General features: G+C 65.8%; 17 protein-coding genes. 14 read left to right on the top strand and 3 right to left on the bottom strand.

Features of this window, described 5'->3' with window-relative positions; translation table 11 throughout:
• Together bamD and EA346_RS10720 are read right to left on the bottom strand one after the other, a co-directional pair.
• On the bottom strand, positions 1–836 hold an 836-nt coding region (bamD, locus tag EA346_RS10725), incomplete at its 3' end, for an outer membrane protein assembly factor BamD (protein ID WP_296758424.1).
• Positions 837–1,002: 166 nt separating this feature from the next.
• Positions 1,003–2,490, bottom strand: a complete 1,488-nt coding sequence (locus tag EA346_RS10720) for an AAA family ATPase (RefSeq protein WP_296758422.1) — start codon at positions 2,488–2,490, stop codon at positions 1,003–1,005.
• Between the two features lie 252 nt (positions 2,491–2,742).
• On the opposite strand from EA346_RS10720, the gene EA346_RS10715 reads away from it, so the two are divergent.
• From EA346_RS10715 to EA346_RS10680, 8 genes are all read left to right on the top strand, one after another.
• Positions 2,743–3,780 (top strand): GTP-binding protein, encoded by a 1,038-nt coding sequence (locus EA346_RS10715; RefSeq protein ID WP_296758420.1) that lies wholly within the window; start codon positions 2,743–2,745, stop codon positions 3,778–3,780.
• Between the two features lie 394 nt (positions 3,781–4,174).
• Complete coding sequence (locus EA346_RS10710) at positions 4,175–5,497, top strand: isochorismate synthase (RefSeq protein ID WP_296758418.1); 1,323 nt, start codon at positions 4,175–4,177, stop codon at positions 5,495–5,497.
• Complete coding sequence (gene menD, locus EA346_RS10705) at positions 5,491–7,188, top strand: 2-succinyl-5-enolpyruvyl-6-hydroxy-3-cyclohexene-1-carboxylic-acid synthase (RefSeq protein WP_296758415.1); 1,698 nt, start codon at positions 5,491–5,493, stop codon at positions 7,186–7,188. Before EA346_RS10710 ends, menD begins: the two co-directional genes overlap by 7 nt.
• Positions 7,182–7,967: a 2-succinyl-6-hydroxy-2,4-cyclohexadiene-1-carboxylate synthase gene (menH, locus tag EA346_RS10700; RefSeq protein ID WP_296758412.1), complete on the top strand. Its 786-nt coding sequence runs from the start codon at positions 7,182–7,184 to the stop codon at positions 7,965–7,967. Before menD ends, menH begins: the two co-directional genes overlap by 7 nt.
• Entirely contained in the window at positions 7,964–8,821 is an 858-nt protein-coding gene (menB, locus tag EA346_RS10695) for a 1,4-dihydroxy-2-naphthoyl-CoA synthase (RefSeq protein WP_296758410.1), read from the top strand. Before menH ends, menB begins: the two co-directional genes overlap by 4 nt.
• The gene (gene menC / locus EA346_RS10690) at positions 8,818–9,828 is read left to right on the top strand and encodes an o-succinylbenzoate synthase (RefSeq protein WP_296758407.1); all 1,011 of its coding nucleotides are present in this window, start codon (positions 8,818–8,820) and stop codon (positions 9,826–9,828) included. Before menB ends, menC begins: the two co-directional genes overlap by 4 nt.
• Positions 9,825–11,180, top strand: coding sequence for an AMP-binding protein (locus EA346_RS10685; RefSeq protein ID WP_296758406.1), 1,356 nt, complete (start codon positions 9,825–9,827; stop codon positions 11,178–11,180). The genes menC and EA346_RS10685 overlap by 4 nt, the downstream gene beginning before the upstream one ends.
• Before the next feature lie 10 nt (positions 11,181–11,190).
• Positions 11,191–11,613: a hotdog fold thioesterase gene (locus EA346_RS10680; RefSeq protein ID WP_296758403.1), complete on the top strand. Its 423-nt coding sequence runs from the start codon at positions 11,191–11,193 to the stop codon at positions 11,611–11,613.
• Positions 11,614–11,696: 83 nt separating this feature from the next.
• On the opposite strand, the gene EA346_RS10675 is transcribed toward EA346_RS10680, so the two are convergent.
• Positions 11,697–11,885, bottom strand: a complete 189-nt coding sequence (locus EA346_RS10675) for a hypothetical protein (protein ID WP_296758402.1) — start codon at positions 11,883–11,885, stop codon at positions 11,697–11,699.
• Positions 11,886–12,104: 219 nt separating this feature from the next.
• Here EA346_RS10675 and EA346_RS10670 point away from each other — a divergent pair, with 219 nt between their 5' ends.
• From EA346_RS10670 to EA346_RS10645, 6 genes are all read left to right on the top strand, one after another.
• Positions 12,105–12,896, top strand: coding sequence for an NYN domain-containing protein (locus EA346_RS10670; protein WP_296758401.1), 792 nt, complete (start codon positions 12,105–12,107; stop codon positions 12,894–12,896).
• Positions 12,897–12,978: 82 nt separating this feature from the next.
• Complete coding sequence (locus EA346_RS10665) at positions 12,979–14,583, top strand: mucoidy inhibitor MuiA family protein (RefSeq protein ID WP_296758400.1); 1,605 nt, start codon at positions 12,979–12,981, stop codon at positions 14,581–14,583.
• Positions 14,584–14,740: 157 nt separating this feature from the next.
• A complete protein-coding gene (locus tag EA346_RS10660; RefSeq protein ID WP_296758399.1) occupies positions 14,741–15,025 on the top strand; it encodes a hypothetical protein in 285 nt (94 codons plus the stop codon).
• Between the two features lie 161 nt (positions 15,026–15,186).
• A complete protein-coding gene (locus EA346_RS10655; protein WP_296758396.1) occupies positions 15,187–15,672 on the top strand; it encodes a hypothetical protein in 486 nt (161 codons plus the stop codon).
• Positions 15,673–15,783: 111 nt separating this feature from the next.
• Positions 15,784–16,800 carry a glycosyl transferase family protein gene (locus tag EA346_RS10650; protein WP_296758395.1) on the top strand — a complete coding sequence of 339 codons (1,017 nt, stop codon included), beginning with the start codon at positions 15,784–15,786 and terminating at the stop codon, positions 16,798–16,800.
• A 19-nt stretch (positions 16,801–16,819) separates the two neighbouring features.
• Positions 16,820–17,185, top strand: coding sequence for a nucleotide pyrophosphohydrolase (locus EA346_RS10645; protein WP_296758394.1), 366 nt, complete (start codon positions 16,820–16,822; stop codon positions 17,183–17,185).

Raw genomic sequence — 17,185 nt, 5'->3', positions numbered from 1 at the left:
ACCGTGGGTGGTGCAGCAGCGACTTCGGCCGGGCGCCGCGGCTCAGGCGCAGCCGCGGGTGGTGCGGGAGGGGGGGCGGGTCGGACCCGGACGGGTTCCGCCTCTGCCGGTGTGCGTTCCGCGGCACGGACCGGTGCCGCAACGATGGCGACCGGGAGCGGATCATCGATCCTTGCGAGCGCCTGCATCTCGAGTGTCAGAGCGCGCGGCGCGCTCTCCGTGTCCTGAAAGTGTTCACCCACGTACGCCGCGCGTGCCGCAGCCTGCCCCAATTCGCCAGCCTCGAAGAGATTGCGGGCTACCTGAAGTTCCGAACGCGCAAGACCCTCGCGCAGGTCGACAAGGTAAGGGAGGACTTCTTCCCGGTACTCGGAGTCCGGGAAGCGGGTCACAAACTCCCGAAAATCCCCGATGACCTCCCGGGCAGTCTCGATATCGGCAAGGAGCTCCGGTGTACCGGAGGCAGTGCCATGGTCGCCTTTCCAGAGTTGGTAACCAGCGACTGCATAGAGATGGTAGGCCTGGTCCAGCCGCGGATGCGACGGTGCCTCGGCGATCAGTTTGCCACTCTGTTCCCGGGCCCGTTCCGGTTCCCTGCTGGCCATGCAGATGGAAGCCGTTTCCAGCCTGGCATTGTCCAGTGAGGGGCTATCCGGGAAGCGTTGCGCGAGGGCGTCCGTGGCGTCGGCGGCGGCCGTGCAATCTCCGCGCACCACCGCATCGGACACGACGCCGTAAGCGGAACGGGCGTCTCCCGGGATCGTGCCGGTCGTCGCACAGCCGGCGAGCCAGGCGAGCAGCAAGAAAACCGTCAGGATTCTATGGAGCGATCTCATGCGCAGTATTCTCGCCCAATTGCGTAGGTTTGTCCCCACTTTGCCGGGGGCGTCGCCTGCCCCGGGTCTGTCCGGTCAGGCGGTGATGCCTGTTCGACAGGCGCCAGGCTTCGACCCGCCGCGCCTGCTGGTGCCCGTGCCACCGGGGCGAACGGGACGATGTGCCTCAAGGGAGGCCCTTGTGCGAAGCGGGCGTGGCACGGTCCTGCGACCAGGTGCGCAGCGCCTTGATCTGTTCGGACATCGTCTTCGACAACGGCACGATCCGCGCTGTGCTCCAGAAGACGTCGCGTTCATTCAACTCGCGCCCTTCCTCCCACGCGTGCACTGCGGCCGACTTGATTCCCTGCTCGATCTCGGCCCCGCTCCAGCTTCTGGTCAGGACGGCCAGTGTCTTGAGGTTGAAAGCACCCGGATCCGCACCGGCCGTGCGCAGATGAATTGCAATGATCCCGAGGCGCTCCTCCTCGGTGGGCAGATCCAGGAAGAACAGCTGGTCGAATCGTCCCTTGCGGATGACCTCGGCGGGGAGCAGCTGGATCCGGTTGGCCGTGGCCACGACGAACACACCCGGTGGCTTTTCCTGCATCCAGGTCAGAAAGCTGGAGAAGATGTTCGGGTTGTTGCCCCGTTTGCTCTCGGTATCATAGCCGAAGCTGTTCTCCATCTCGTCGATCCAGAGCACCAGAGGCGCGATCTGCTCGGCAAGGCGCAGGGCGTTGTCGAACGCATACTCCGGCGAGCCGAAGGCTCCGGAGAGCACCAGGTTCATGTCCAGACGCACCAGCGGCAGCGACCAGGCGCTGGCGATGACCTTCGCCGCCATGCTCTTGCCGCAGCCGCTGACGCCCATGAACAGCACGCCGGAGGGCGGCGCTACGCGCGCATCGGCCCGCTCTCCGGAGAAGAAGGCACGGCGGGTGAGCACCCACTCCTTGAGATTCTGGAGACCCCCGACGCGGTCGATGTCCACCGTCTCCGGAATGTACTTCAGGCAGGCCTCGCGCATGAGGGCCGTCGCCTTCTCCTCACGGATCTCGACCAGTGCGGCCTCGGTACCCAGCTTGCCCTCCTCTGCCAGACGTCGCATCAGGTGTCTGGTCTCATTGAGCATCATGCCCTTCATGGAACTCGCAGCCTGGGTCAGCCAGGCTTCGGCAGGCGCGTCCGCGCCGTCGCGCGATGGCGCAAGGCGGCTTAGTTCTGCAAGAATTTCCTGCTCGTCCGGAGCGCCGAGCTCCACCGTGAAGAGTTGCCGCGAGAGTACCTCTGGGATGCGCCACATCGGGCTGGACACGAAGATGCAGGTCCTGCTGCCGGACAGCGACTCGTACAGGTCGCGCAGGCCGCGGACCACGCCGGGATGGGTCTCGAACAGCAGCGGCAGGTCCTTCAGGAGGTAAAAGGCCTCCTGCGGGTCCGCGAGGATTCCCTGGAGGACCTGGACCGGATCGTGTGTTCCATTCGCCCCCGCCATTTGACCCACAAATCCATGGGTGAGTGTCCAGATGCGCACCGGCCGGGCGTCTGTGAAACGGGACGCGGACAACTGCTTCAACATGCGTTCCAGCCGGTCCTCCTCGTGACAACGGACGTAAACCAGCGGTTGGCCGCCGGCGAGTGCCTTCCCGATGCGGGTCATGGCGCTGTTCAAGGGTCGGGCTCCTGTGATGGGTGAGTTCCCGGCGCGCAGGATCTCTGCTGACCCTGTGTCCCGGGGTCAGGGTGCGTACCCGCGCTAGCTTGCCATGTTTCTTCTCCATTTGGGGGTGCTTTTGCGCGGGGCGGAGGTGTGACCGCCCGGTAGAGAAACGGCGTGCCTGCCTCGTGTCCGGCGTTGGTTACGGATATCGGGTAGTCCTGGCACTTGCCAACAGGTCAGCGAATCGCGCACGCTCGGGAATCCATGTCTGACCCTCATGCCCTGTTCAGCAGGCCCCGGCCGATACCAACCCACCTGATCACGGGTTTCCTCGGGGTGGGCAAGACCACCGCCATTCGCCGTTTGCTCGAGCGGCGGCCCAAGGACGAGCGCTGGGCGGTCCTCGTCAACGAATTCGGGGAAGTGGGCGTCGATGCGGAACTGCTGGCCGATGGTGAGGTAGCCGTCCGCCAGGTGGCCGGAGGCTGCCTGTGCTGCGTCGCCAGCCAGGCCTTCACGGTTGGCCTGAACCACATCATTCGCCGGGAGCGCCCCCAGCGCATCCTGATCGAGCCGACGGGCCTCGGACACCCGGCGCAGGTCATCGAGACACTGACGGGAACGCTCTACGCATCGGTGCTGGAGCTTCACGCCACCATCACGCTGATGGATGCACGGCACCTTGCCTCGGCCCGACACCGGGCGCACGAAACCTGGTGTGACCAGATCCACCTGGCCGATGTGCTGGTGGCCAACAAGGCGGATCTCTACACCGAGCAGGATCGCGAGGCCTTCTTCGAGTTTGCACGCGCCCTGGACCCCCCGAAACTGCGTACTGCGCTGGTGTCACGAGGCGACCTGGATCCGGCATGGCTGGACCTGCCCCTGAGCGCGGCCCGCCGTGCCCTCTTCCCCGAAGCGCACGCGTTCCTCACGGCCCATCGGCTGAAGACCTCGGAATCCGGGGATCCCCAACCTCTCGAGACAGACCGGCCGGAATGGTGGACCGCGGAATCGCGGGGCGAGGGACATTTCGGGCGTAGCTGGCGGTTTGGTCCAACGGTACAATTCGAACCCATGCGCCTGGATGAGACTCTGCGCCGCGACGCCTGGGATCGGGTCAAGGGCGTCGTTGCCACCAGCACTGGCTGGGTGAGCATCAACCGTGTCGCCGGGGTCGGGGGCCTCGAGCCGCATCCGGGCGCTGCGGAAGGGCGTCTGGAGATCATCGATCACAGGCCACTGGATGGGGAGGTCATCGATCGCGAGTTGCTGGCGGCGCGACGGCCGGTTGCTCCCTGAAAGGGGCCGCCGGCATTGCCGGAACCCCTGAGGCGGGTTACCTTCGTCGAAGGCGATCACGTAAGCGTGTTCAAGCGTGTTTTGGATCGGGAGTGGCGTTGCAGCAGCCGGGGAAGAAAATCGAATCGCGCGCGGGCAGCCAGTGGATTTCGGCGTTGATCGAGCGGGCGGCCGTTGCGGGTTACGCGATCTGCAAGCTTCGCGGAAGGCGCTGGCATGATGGCATGGAGAGTCCGTTTTGACGTCACGCCATCCGCACCCGGCCGCCGTTGAGCAGGACCGGGTTCTAACGAGAGAGCCCGGGGATGCCGGGATTCATCGAGGCACCGACGCCGTCCCGATGCCCGGACCGCGGACCCGGGCTCCGTCCGTATCCGCCTCCTTTGAAGCAGCCGTGTCGCGGCTGCTCGAGCAGGTCAAGAACTGGCGTTTTCGCGAGGGCGCGCTGCTGCACCTGCGCGAAACCGTGCCCCGCATCAATCTGCTGGACTGGCTGCAGGTCAACCCCCATGGTGCGCGCTGCTTCTGGCAGGACCGAGAGCAAATGATGAGTGTCGCCGGTGTCGGTGCGGCGGTCGAACTCGTGGCCCATTCATCTCACGATCACGCGCCCCTGCTGGGAAGGATCAACGCGATCCTGGAGGGCCGGGATGCGTTCTTCCTGGGTGGCCTCGCCTTTGCCGGCGACAACGGGAGGGACGAATGGTCCGCTTTCCCCGCCGCGCGCTTCGTGCTGCCCGCGATCGAGCTTCGTCAGCGGGGCCTGGATCACCACCTTGCGGTGAACCTGCTGGCGGAGTCCCCCGGCGAGTTCGTACGCATGAAGACGCACCTGATCGAGTTGCTGTGCAGGCTGGAATTCCAGCCTCAGGCATTGGAAAACGCGGTTTCGCCCAGCGTCGCACAGCGCATCGACGACATGGACTTATCCGTATGCCGGGAACGCATCAGCGACATCCTGGGCGATATCGCCCAGGGCCGCCTGCACAAGGTCGTGCTGGCGCGCCGGGTCGAGCTCCGCCTGACGGCGCCCGTGGCGCCCTTCAGGGTGCTGCAGCGCTGGTGCGACACGAATCCCGGGAGTTTCGGCTTTGCCATGGAGCAGGCGAATGACCTGTTCATGGGTTGCTCGCCGGAGCGCCTCTACCGGCGGTGGGATCGCGAGATCCGGACCGAATCCCTGGCAGGAACCGTTCGCCGTGGCCTTACCCGGGAGGAAGACGCGGACATGGAACGCAGGCTCCGCGACGACCCCAAGCTGGTGCATGAGCATGACCTCGTGACCCGCTTCGTGCGCAGCCAGATCGCACCCTGGGTGACGGAGACCGACAGCCCAAGCGAAGCCGGTGTCTTCAAGCTGGACCGCATCCAGCACCGCCATCTCCCGATCAGCGCCACCCTGAAGCCCGGGGTGCTGGACGCTCAACTCCTGCACGCCCTGCACCCGACCCCCGCGGTCTGCGGCTTCCCACGCGGCGCGGCACAGGCCTTGATCCGGCGGGAGGAGACGGTGCAGCGGGGCTGGTACAGTGGTGCGGTGGGTATCGTTTCGCCACGCCACTCGGAGTTCGCGGTGGCCATCCGCTCCGCGCTCGTGAATCAGGATCGGATTCTGTGCTACTCCGGCGTGGGCATCGTGGACGGCTCGGATCCCGAGGCGGAATGGAACGAGCTGGAAGCCAAAATCGAATCCTTCCTGTCCGTGTTGGGATGCTGAAACGCCTGTTCAGCCACATCAACGAGGCCTGGGCATATGTGCTGATGGATCGCCTGCATCGCGTGCACGGGGTCCAGGACCTCTGCATCGCCCCCGGCAGCCGCAGCGCACCCCTCGTTCTCGCCGCAGCCCGTTACCGCCGGGATCACCCCGATGTCACGCTGCATAGCCACTTCGACGAACGCGGCCTCGCTTTTTTTGCGCTGGGCCTGGCGAAATCGTCACGGAGGCCCGTCGCCATCGTCACCACCTCCGGGACGGCGGTGGCCAATCTGCACCCGGCCATGACGGAGGCCTTCGAGGACCACCGACCCCTGATCGCGATCAGCGCCGACCGGCCCGAGGAACTGCACGGCTGTGGCGCGAACCAGACCATCAACCAACTGGGGATCTTCGCGACCCACCTCCGCGGCGAACTCCGGTTGCCCTCCCCCGACCCGTCCTGGTCCGCAGGTCGCCTGGGTCGGGAACTCGACGGCGTTCTCCGCCGACTGCACGGGGTCGACGCAGGTCCCGTGCACGTCAACGCGCCCTTCCATGAACCACTGTACGGAGCAACGGGTCAGCAGGACTTCAGCGCCTGGCTGGCGGATCTCGAGGACGGCCGCCACGAGAGCACGGAGGGCCTGGAACCGGACGACCTGCCCCGCCTGACCGGCCCCCTGCTGCTGGTCGCGGGGCGGCTCGAAGCGGAAGAGGCCGCTGCCGTGCTCGCACTCGGGCAACGCTTCGGGATTCCCATCGTGACCGATATCGGCAGCCAGCTGCGCCTGCTGCGCGACCCCGCTGTGCTGGAAGGGCCGGACCTCCTGTTTGCCAGCCCGCGCGGCCGGGCTGTACTCGAAGGCGTGGAGCAGGTTCTCCAGTTTGGCGGGCGCCTGACGGGGAAGCGGGTCAACCAATGGCTTTCGGCGTTTGAGGGCCCACGTTGGCTGGTCAGCCGTCACTCCGCCTATCTGGACCCGGAGCACAGGGCCGTCGCGATTCAGGCGGATATCCCCGCCTTCTGTCGGAAACTCGTCGTGCTCCCGCAAACAGACCTGGGACTGACACCCATCGCCCGGGAGCTGAGTGCCCGCGTGGACGGGTTTCTCGCCGAGCGCTTCTCGGAGCTCGCGGCCGCCCGCATCGTCAGCGAGGAGATTCCGCCGACCATGGCATTGTTGCCGGGCAACAGCCTCAGCATCCGCCTCATGGACATGTTCGCGCGCCCCCGGCTAGGTAACGCCTGCGTGACCAACCGGGGCGCCAGTGGCATCGACGGCCTGCTCGCCACTGCCTGCGGATTCGCCCAAAGGGATGGCGTTGGGGTGACGCTGCTGCTGGGCGATCTGTCCCTGTTGCACGACCTGAACAGCCTGGCGCTGGCCGCGCGCAGTCCCGGGCCCCTGGTGATTGTGGTCCTCAACAACGATGGCGGCGGGATCTTCAACCTGCTTCCCGCGAAGGAACAGGGCGAGTGGTTCGAGACCCTGTTTCAGCTTCCGCACGGCCTGAATTTCCAACAGGCCGCTGCGCAGTTCGGCGTGCGCTACGCCTGTCCCGTCTCGGCCCCGGCGCTGCGCGCGGAGTATGCCGAAGCCTGCGCACGACAGGGCTGCACGCTGATCGAGCTGCGGTTTGCACCTGGCCAAAGCGCGGAACTGCTGCAGGAGCTGACCCGTCGGCTCCGGGACGACCAAACATGCTGAAGGCCGGGGCTGCCGGCCATCCGACGATCGTGATGCTGCACGGATTCCTGGGTACGGGAGGCGACTGGGTCGAGGTGGCGCGCTTTCTGCAGCCCCGGTTTCACTGTCTGCTGCCGGATCTGCCCGGGCACGATGGCAGACCGCTGGATCCGGTTATTGGAGAGGACCCCTTCGCGGCCTATTCCGGATTGCTGTGGCGCAAGCTGGAACCGCTGTTGCCGCCCCGGTTTGCGCTGGTCGGCTACTCGCTGGGTGGACGCCTGGCATTGGATCTCGCCTGCCGGCATCCGCACCGGATCAGTGCCCTGGTGCTCGAAGCGGCCCACCCCGGCCTCCCGCTGGCCGGGGAACGCGCGGAACGCGCCGTCGTCGACGCCGACTGGGCGCGCCGGTTCGAGACCGAACCGTGGCCGCGGATCCTCGAGGACTGGTATCGGCAGCCGGTTTTCGCTTCGCTCTCGGACGAGCAACGCCGCGCCTTCATCGAGCGCCGCTCGGCGCAGCTGCCGGGGATCCTCTCGGAAGTGCTGCGTTCCACCAGCCTGGCGCGGCAGCCAAACCGCTGGGATGACCTGCCACGGCTCACCATGCCCGTCGGATTTCTGGTGGGGCGGCTGGACGGGAAATTCTGCGCCGTCGGCGACCGGATGGCCGGGCTGGTCCCCAACCTCACCCTTGTCAAACTCGATGGCCTCGGGCATAACTGCCATGCCCTGGCGCCGGAAGCGGTGGCGGGATTCATTCGTCGCATGTGCACCGCCGAGCACGCCTCTTCATGAAACCATCTGCTGCCGATTTCACCTCCATCGTCCCTGCCCTGGACTGGCGGGATTGTTCCGGCGATTACCGCGATATCCGTTATCACAAGGCGGAGGGGATCGCGAAGATCACCATCAACCGCCCGGAGGTCCGCAATGCCTTCCGGCCGATCACGGTCAAGGAGATGCAGCAGGCGCTGGCCGATGCCCGCTTCGACGACCAGATCGGGGTGGTCATCCTGACCGGCCAGGGTGACCTGGCGTTCTGCTCCGGTGGGGATCAACGGGTCCGGGGCGACTCGGGTTACCGGGACGATGAGGGCGTCCATCACCTGAACGTGCTGGACCTGCAACGGGACATCCGCAGCTGTCCCAAACCCGTGATTGCCATGGTCGCGGGCTATGCCATCGGCGGTGGACATGTCCTGCACGTCATCTGCGATCTGACCATTGCCGCGGAGAACGCGCGTTTTGGCCAGACCGGCCCGAAGGTCGGGTCCTTCGACGGCGGCTTCGGCGCCAGTTACCTCGCCAGCGTGGTGGGCCAGAAGAAGGCTCGGGAGATCTGGTTCCTGTGCCGCCAGTACGATGCCCGTGAAGCCCTGGACATGGGGCTTGTGAACACGGTCGTTCCGCTGGCGGAACTGGAACGGGAAACGGTGGCGTGGTGTCGGCAGATCCTGGAGCATTCCCCGATCGCCCTGCGGATGCTCAAGTCCGCGTTCAATGCCGGGACCGACGGCCAGGCGGGTATCCAGGAACTCGCGGGGAACGCCACCATGCTGTTCTACATGACCGAGGAAGGGCAGGAAGGGCGCAACGCCTACCTGGAAAAACGCAGGCCGGACTTCGGCAAGTTCAAGCGGCAGCCATGATCGCGGCGCCCCTCGGGGCGGTGACGCACCTGGACCTGTGGGGCTACCGGGTGCCGCTGAAGAACCCCCTGCGACTCGGCCGCCGGACCATCGACGAACGCAACGGCCTGTTACTGGAATGGCAGCAGGCAGAGGGCCGCGTCGTCTGGTCCGAGATCGCGCCGCTGCCCGAATTCAGTCGGGAATCCCTGCAGGACTGCATCCGCCAGTGCAAGGGATTCTTTGCGAACCCCGGCTTCGAAGATGTGGATGGGCTGCTGGCCGCAGTGTCCAACGCGCTGGCACCTGCCGTGCGTTTCGGTCTGGAGAGCGGTTGCCTGCAGCTGAGCCTGCCCCTGCCCTCGCCTCCCCCCATCCGCAGTTGCAGGCTTCTCGACCCGGACGCGCCCATACCCCCCGACGCCGCGACGGCGACCTGCGTCAAGTTCAAGGTCGGTCGCGGGGATCTGGAGACCGATCTCGACCGCATCCGGCGGCTCCTCGACGCCATGGAACCGAGAGCCCGGCTTCGCCTGGATGCGAACCGGAGCTGGTCGCTGGAACAGGCGACGGAGCTCTGCGCCGCGATCGACGCTCGGCGGATCGACTACCTGGAGGAGCCGCTCAGGCCCGGCCTTTCCTACGCCGGCTGGGCCGATCGAACCAGGATTCCCTTCGCCTGGGACGAGACCCTGCGTCAGGACTCCCTACCGGATCTCGATACGCCCGGCCTCGGCGCGCTGGTGTTGAAACCGATGCTTGCCGGCCTTGCCAAAACCCGCGACCTGGTCGATCAAGCCCGCGTTCGCGGCATCAGGGCCGTACTCAGCGGCGCGTACGAGTCCAATCTCAGCCTTGACTTTTATGCCTGCCTGGCGACCTTCTGGGGCCTGGAGGGGCCGCACGGGCTCGATACCTTCCGCCCGTTCTCGATGGCACTGCTGCAGCCGCCGCGGTATCTGGAGGATCCGGTCGTGCGGCCCGTTCTGGGTAGGGACGGGCTGGAACACCTGGATCGGCTTCTGTGAAAGTCGCGATACAACCCTGCCTCCTGCGTGTTGGGGCTCGGCGCTTCGGGGATGCCCCGGCCCTGCTCGGGCCGGAGGAGCGGCTGACGTTCCGCGAACTGGATCACCGCGTCAGCGAACGCGCCCGGACGCTGACGACGATCGGGAGTCCGGGGGCCTGGGTGGCGCTGAAGGCTGCGCACAGCGTCGAGGGCCTGGTCGGGTTCCTGGCGCTGTTGCGTGCTGGCTTCCATGTCCTGCCGGTGAATCCCGCTCAGCCCGAGGAGCCACTCCGAATGCTGGCGACCCGGAATCGGATCGGGCGCCTGCTCGACCCCGATGGCGCTGAGTTGCCGGCGATGGAAGGCTCCGGTTCAGGTGTCCCCAGAGCGGAGACCCTGGAATTTGTTGGTGATGCGCCCTGCACCGGGATCCTGACTTCCGGGTCCACCGGTGTACCGAAGCTTGCAGTGCACAGCTACCGGAACCATGTGTTGAGTGCCGTGGGGTCGGCCAGCGTCATGCCGCTGGCGCCCGGAGACCGGTACCTGCTCTCGCTTCCCTGGTTCCACGTGGGCGGCGTGGCGATCCTGTTCCGGTGCCTGCTGGGCGGCGCGGCCGTGGTGCTCGGCGGGCGCGTCGAGGATCCCGATTTCCTGCGTGACCTGCGGGTCTCCCACGTCTCGATGGTCGAGGCGCAGCTTCAGCGCCTGCTCGCCCGGCAGGATGCACTCCCCGGCCTGCGCGGCGTGCTGCTGGGCGGTGGTCCGGTGCGGCCGGCCTTGCTGCGCTCGGCCCGTGACCGCGGTCTGCCGGCGTGCATGACCTACGGACTCACCGAGATGAGCTCCCAGGTGATCGTCCAGGGGCCGGACGGCATGGTCCGGTTGCTGCCACACCGCGAGTGCCGTATCGCCGCCGATGGCGAAATCCTGGTGCGCGGGGATACTCTGTTTCTCGGGTATCTTGAAGACGGCGGGTTGGTCCCTGCCACCGATGTCGATGGCTGGTTCCATACACGCGATCTGGGATACTGGGACGAGCGGGTATTTCAGGTGCTGGGTCGCAGGGACCATCAGTTCATCAGCGGTGGCGAGAACGTCCAGCCCGAGCGTATCGAGGACGTCTTGCACCGACATCCGGCGATTGCCCAGGCTGTCGTGGTACCGCGCGCCGATGCGGAATTCGGCCAGCGGCCGGTGGCCTTCCTCGACGCCACCGGAGAGATCCAGCAGGATGCCCTTCGAACCTGGCTGCGGCAGTACCTGAACGCCTGGGAACTGCCCGTCGCCTTCCATCCCCTGCCTCGCAGCGAAGGCATGAAGATCCTGCGTGCGGATCTCGTGGCTCTCGCGGCGCGTGGCGGGCCTTGACGGAGCCCTTATGGCGATCTGGAAGAAAACCGTGGATCTCGAAGCCCTGAACGAGGCCAACCGCAACACCCTGATGCATGCCTTGGGTATCCGTATCACGGCGGTGGAGGACGATGCCCTCTACGGGACCCTGCCGGTGGATGAGCGCACCCGCCAGCCCTTCGGCTTCCTGCACGGCGGTGCCTCGGTGGCACTGGCCGAGACCCTTGGTAGCATCGCTGCCAATCTGGCGGCGGAGCCGGGGTTTGTATCCATGGGGCTCGAGATCAGCGCCAATCACGTAAAGGCGGTGCGCTCCGGCCTGGTCACCGGATGTGCCCGCTCCGTGAGCATCGGCCGGACGATTCAGGTCTGGGACGTAACTATCGTCACCGAGCAGCAGGAACTCGTCTGCGCGTCCCGGCTCACGGTCATGGTGCGCGAAGCCCGTTGACGAAAGGAGTTTACGAGGCCGACTCTCACGGCTAACCCCGGGACCCCGGCGAAGCGGGGTCCCGGTTCAATGCATGGGAAACCCTAAATCGTTGCAGCCGCCAGACCCATCGCGGCTCCGGCGAACGCGCCGACGGTGCCGCAGACGGACGGATGGTAGGCCAGCCATCCGGCGCGGATACCGACCGTGCAGGAGGAATAGAAGGCAACGAAACCGATGATGGCAAGAACGAGAATCTGGGGATAAAGCGCTGCAGTCGCTAAGGCTTCCATCTTTCCTCCGGAGCTCTTGGGGTGAAACCGTTCTGCAGGCTCTTGCCGGCAGGCACGGAACTGAGTTCTCCAAAAAATTCTTCGGGACGTTACTCCTGGTCCGCAGAATGGTCAACTCTGCCCCCGGTTCCGAAGATTCATGTACTCTAGTGAGGCATCCCTCACGCTGCCCTCGGACGGGGTCCTCAGTCGATGCCAGATCTACCTGAAATCAGAAACATGGCGCTGTTCTGCGACTTCGAGAACATCGCCCTGGGGGTCCGCGAGGCCAAGTATCCCCAATTCGACATCCGACGGGTTCTGGAGCGACTTCTGCTCAAGGGCAATATCGTCGTACGCAAGGCCTACTGCGACTGGGACCGTTACAAGGACTTCAAGGCGCCGATGCACGAAGCCGCCTTCGAGTTGATCGAGATCCCTCACGTGCGCCAGTCGGGCAAAAACTCGGCGGACATCCGCATGGTGGTGGATGCCCTGGACCTTTGCTACACCAAGGGGCATGTGGATGCCTTCGTGGTGATCAGCGGCGATTCCGATTTCTCGCCACTGGTGGCCAAGCTGCGCGAGAACAACAAGCTGGTGATCGGGGTCGGCGTCAAGAAGTCCACCTCCGATCTGCTCACGGCAGCCTGCGACGAATTCATCTATTACGATGACCTGGTCCGGGAGGAGGCCCGCAAGACGCACAGACCGCGCAAGGTGGCCAAGGCTGCCGGCAAGGAGGGGACCCCGCCCAAGCCTTCGGAGCAGGAAGCCGACGACAAGCAGCACGAAGCCATGGAGTTGGTCGTGGAGACCGCGGAGGCGCTGCAGGCGGAACGCGGCGAAGGCGAACCCGTCTGGGCCTCGATGGTCAAGCAGGCCATCAAGCGGCGCAAACCCGGATTCAACGAGAGCTACTACGGGTTCCGGTCCTTCAGTGCCCTGCTGGAGGAAGCCGCCCGCACCGGCCTGATCAAGCTGGAACGCGACCAGCGCTCGGGAGGCTATATCATCCTGTTCGATGACTAGCGGGGCGCACTGCGCACCACTGCGCTCGCCTGTCGCGGACCAGCCGGTCCCTCGTGCTACACCCGCATCTGGAGATTCCCGTATGGCCCCGCTGTGTCGTTATCTTCCCATCGCCGCCCTGATCCTCGGTCTTGCCGCCATACTGCCGTTGGCGCCGGCCCTGGGGAACGGCATCACCCAGGTGACCGTGTACCCCGACCGGGCGAATGTCGTGCGCGAGCAGACGGTCGAACTCGACGCGGGCGAGGGGGTCGTCCGAATCCCTGCCCTGCCAGCCCGGCTCAACCCTGAGAGCCTGCGCGTGCGCGCCGAGGGGGCTGGTGGTGTACGCCTGCAGCACGTCGAGACGCGAACCGTACACGGCCGCGACCTGGCCCATCCCGGGGAGCGCGCCCTGGCCGAGGCGTTGCGGACTGCGCAGGATGAACGCCGCAATCTGAGCGACGGCAGGCAGGCCCAGACTCTGAAGCTCGGCTTCATCGAACGTCTTTCGGAGAACGCCGGGGCCGTGGAACCGGCTCTGTCCCCCGAGCAATGGCACCGGGCCTGGGGCCTGATCGGCGACGGAGCCCTCGACACGCTGGAGCAAATTGCCCGGATCGATAAGGATCTGCGCGACGTCGACGCCGAAATCGCCCGTATCGAGCGGGAGCTCAATGCCTTGCGCACGGATCGTCGCGACAGTGTCGAAGCGGGAGTCCACTACCACGCGGACGCCGCTGGGACGGCCCTGATCACCCTCGAATACGAGGTACCTGGAGCGACTTGGGCGCCTCGGTACGAGGCGCGTCTCGATACCGACGGGGCGACGCTGGAGTGGGTGCAGCGCGCCGAGGTACGCCAGAACACCGGCGAGGAATGGCACGACGTGGTTCTGTACCTCTCCACGTCACGTCCGGCCCTGGGTGGAAGCCTGCCGGAAATGCAGAGCTGGTTCATTGACATCGCACCACCGCACCGGGCGCCGCAGCGGCGCGAGGCGGATGCGCTGGGAATGATGGCGGCGCCGGCGCCGGTCATGGACAAGGCTGTGCTGGAAACCACGGGCTTCACCAGTCAGTATCGCGTTCCCGGCCGGGTCAGCCTGCCCGCCGACAACCGGCAGCAGCGCTTCCTGCTGGCAACCGAGTCGCACGCGGTCGAGCTCTCGGCCCGCGCGGTCCCGGCACTCTCGACCGACGCGTACCTGTTTGCAGAAACCGTGTTCGAGGGAGCGACACCGATGCTGCCCGGCACGGTGAATCTGTTCCAGGATGGGCAGCTGGCTGGACAGACCCGCGTGGGTACCGTAGCGCCGGGTGCGGTCCTGCGCCTGGCCTTCGGGGTCGATGACCGCATCGAGATCCGTCACGAGCTGGATCGGGACATCACGGGGCGCGAAGGGCTGCTGCGCCGGCAGCAGAAACTGGAGCGCGGCTATCGCTTCACGCTGAACAATCGGCACGACCGGGCCCTGAACGTGACCGTTCTCGATCGCCTGCCCGTGCCACGGGACGAACGCATCAAGGTGGAACTGAGTCCGGGCAGCACCCTGCCTGCCGAGCGCGACGTCGATGGTCGTCTCGGGGTTCTCGCGTGGACCACCGAACTGCAGGCAGGGGGCGAAGAAGAGATCCGCTTCGGGTACGTCGTGTCCTGGCCCGAGGATGTCGAAACCATCCATGGCCTCGAACCTTTCTGGCGTTGACGGGGAACGGGTCGGCAGCAGGGCAGTGTTGTCGGGATCGCGATCGGGCCAAATGACGGAAACGGTTTCGTTATACTTCAGTCCAATGGTAGGTAGAGCGAGCGGTAGTCACCGCGGTATTCAGGACTCGGCCCTCTTCCGCACGGAGGAAGTACAAATGACGTTCAAGGTCGGCGAACTGGTCATCATGCAGAATGCCAGTTACTACACGGAGTGGAACGGTGCGCTCGGCGTGGTCGTGAGCCCGCTGGCGCCCAGAACCTCGATGGATCTGCTCAGCATGCAATACCGGACCAACGCGAGTTACCGGGTCAAGGTTCTGACTCGGGACGGGATCGTGGTCGATGCCCGTCCGCATCAGATCCGCCGCCTTCATGGTCCGGATGAGGCAACCACGCAGAGCCGCCAGCGTGACCGCTCGGCTCCGGCCGGGATCTTCTGAAGGCGGCTTTCGGATCCCTCCTCTCGGCGGCACCAGATCTCGGACGCTGCTAAAGTGGCGCGTCCGGGGCCCCTTCCTGCCCGCAAGAACACGACAACCGGCCGCCATTCAACGTGCAGCGAAAAAAAACCTTCCGATGGACCCGCCTTCGTCCCCTGCCCTTGGTCCTTGTCCTGGGCGGAGTGGTCCTGCTGGCAGCCTGTGCGCGTTTCATCGCCGGCGAGTGGCAGTACACCTGCGAACCCTCCCCACTGGTTCCCGACAGCGATCGATGCCACGCCGCCCTGGACCTCAATGGAACCGCGCTGGCATTCATCCCGGAGGGCGATGGCTGGCTGTTTGCGGGTGCCTGGCTCGGTGAGGATTACCGCCTGATACAGGCGACCGTGGATCTCCCTGGTCTGCGCAGGGCGGTGCGCATGGAGGACGGCTACTGCTCGGGACCGGTGTGCTGGATCGAATTCACGGATGCCGAGGTGGCGCGGATCGTCGCACGCGGCGCCTTTCGCGTGGAACTGACCCGGGTCTTCCACTCCGAGGAAACAGGGCGAATGCGCCGGGGCACCACGGGTTTCCATGCGTCGAGCCGCGGCCTGGGAGACGTCGTCGAACGCCTCCGCCCGGACGGTGATTCCGCCGCGAACTGAACCACGATCTTTTGCGAGCGTCAGACCGGGGGTTATGATGCTCATCCAGCCGGCAGCGTAGGCCGGTGAAGTACACGGCACGGCGCGCCCAGACATTCCGGAGATTTGAGCATGGTCGAACCCACCCAGTACGAAGAACACCCCTTCGCGCCGTACGTGCGCATCCTCGGCAAGGGCAAGAATGGCACCCGGCCGTTCACCGAGCAGGAGGCCTTCGACTCGTTCAGCATGATCCTGGCGGGACAGGTGGAGCCGGTCCAGTTGGGCGCCTACATGATGTTGATGCGTGTGAAGGAGGAGACCCGGGAAGAGCTCGTCGGGTTCGTGCGCGCCGTGCGCAACGCCATCCAGATCCCCGCAGATGCGCCCAGGGTCGATCTCGACTGGTCCTCCTATGCCGGGAAGCGGCGCGTCCTCCCCTGGTACCTGCTGTCGACACTGCTGCTGGCACAGAACGGTGTCCGCACCTTCATGCATGGGGCGAGCGGCCATACCGTGGGGCGCATCTACACGCGCGACGTGCTCGGCGCCCTCGGTATCGCGCCCTGCACCTCCATCGACGAGGCCTGCGAGCGCATGGCGACCGAGAACTTTGCCTACCTCGATCTGCAGTACCTCTGCCCCAGGCTGTACGAGATCATCGAGTTGCGGCCACTGATGGGCCTGCGCTCGCCGGTGCATACCGTCGCCCGCAGCACCAACCCCTTCAATGCCCCCTACGTGATGCAGGGCATCTTCCACCCCGGTTACCGCCCCGTGCACCAGGAAGCCGCGATGCTCCTCGGAGAGGCCAACGTCGCAGTGATCAAGGGCGAGGGTGGCGAGATCGAGCGCAACCCCGACAGCCCCTGTCTGGTGCAGCGGGTCCGTAACGGCGTCCTCGAGGAAGAGGAGTGGCCGGCGATGTTCGCCCGCCGCCACACCCGGGAGGATCACCTCGACGTCGGCCGACTGGGCCGTTTCTGGCGTGGTGAGAGCGAGGAAGAATACGGCGAGGCCGCGGTCATCGGGACCGCTGCGATCGCACTGCACTTGATGAAAAAGGCGCCCACGCCCGAGGCGGCAACGGCGCTCGCACGGGAGATGTGGCAGTCGCGGAACCGGGATCGCATGCAGGTGGCTGCCTGATCGTCGCGGCGCGTTCACGATGGAATGGTCCGAACTGGAAGACCTGAAGATCCGCATGCGGGACTTTGCCCGGCGCCGGGACTGGGAACAGTTTCATGCCCCGAAGAACCTGGTGATGGCGCTGGCGGGCGAGGCCGGTGAACTGATTGAGCACTTCCAGTGGCTCAGCGAGCGCCAGAGCGAAGAGCTGGACGCGCGGACCCTGGAACAGGTGGCCTCCGAAATTGCCGACATCCAGATCTACCTGGTGCGGTTGGCCGACCGGCTGGGTGTCAGCATCGCGGATGCGGTAGAGGCGAAGGTCCTCGAAAACGAGCGGAAGTATCCGGTCGAACGCGTGTACGGCGACTCCCGCAAATACACGGAATACGGACCGCAGGAGTGA

Origin of the sequence: Thioalkalivibrio sp., from assembly GCF_007692535.1 — a bacterium.
GTDB lineage: Bacteria > Pseudomonadota > Gammaproteobacteria > Ectothiorhodospirales > Ectothiorhodospiraceae > Thioalkalivibrio.
This window is presented reverse-complemented; position numbering and strand designations above follow the sequence as displayed.

Coding starts and splice junctions, on each gene's coding strand:
- EA346_RS10715 (WP_296758420.1), top strand. CDS start 2,743: ATGTCTGACCCTCATGCCCTGTTCAGCAGGCCCCGGCCGATACCAACC.
- menD (WP_296758415.1), top strand. CDS start 5,491: ATGCTGAAACGCCTGTTCAGCCACATCAACGAGGCCTGGGCATATGTG.
- menH (WP_296758412.1), top strand. CDS start 7,182: ATGCTGAAGGCCGGGGCTGCCGGCCATCCGACGATCGTGATGCTGCAC.
- menB (WP_296758410.1), top strand. CDS start 7,964: ATGAAACCATCTGCTGCCGATTTCACCTCCATCGTCCCTGCCCTGGAC.
- menC (WP_296758407.1), top strand. CDS start 8,818: ATGATCGCGGCGCCCCTCGGGGCGGTGACGCACCTGGACCTGTGGGGC.
- EA346_RS10680 (WP_296758403.1), top strand. CDS start 11,191: ATGGCGATCTGGAAGAAAACCGTGGATCTCGAAGCCCTGAACGAGGCC.
- EA346_RS10675 (WP_296758402.1), bottom strand. CDS start 11,885: ATGGAAGCCTTAGCGACTGCAGCGCTTTATCCCCAGATTCTCGTTCTT.
- EA346_RS10670 (WP_296758401.1), top strand. CDS start 12,105: ATGGCGCTGTTCTGCGACTTCGAGAACATCGCCCTGGGGGTCCGCGAG.
- EA346_RS10665 (WP_296758400.1), top strand. CDS start 12,979: ATGGCCCCGCTGTGTCGTTATCTTCCCATCGCCGCCCTGATCCTCGGT.
- EA346_RS10660 (WP_296758399.1), top strand. CDS start 14,741: ATGACGTTCAAGGTCGGCGAACTGGTCATCATGCAGAATGCCAGTTAC.
- EA346_RS10650 (WP_296758395.1), top strand. CDS start 15,784: ATGGTCGAACCCACCCAGTACGAAGAACACCCCTTCGCGCCGTACGTG.
- EA346_RS10645 (WP_296758394.1), top strand. CDS start 16,820: ATGGAATGGTCCGAACTGGAAGACCTGAAGATCCGCATGCGGGACTTT.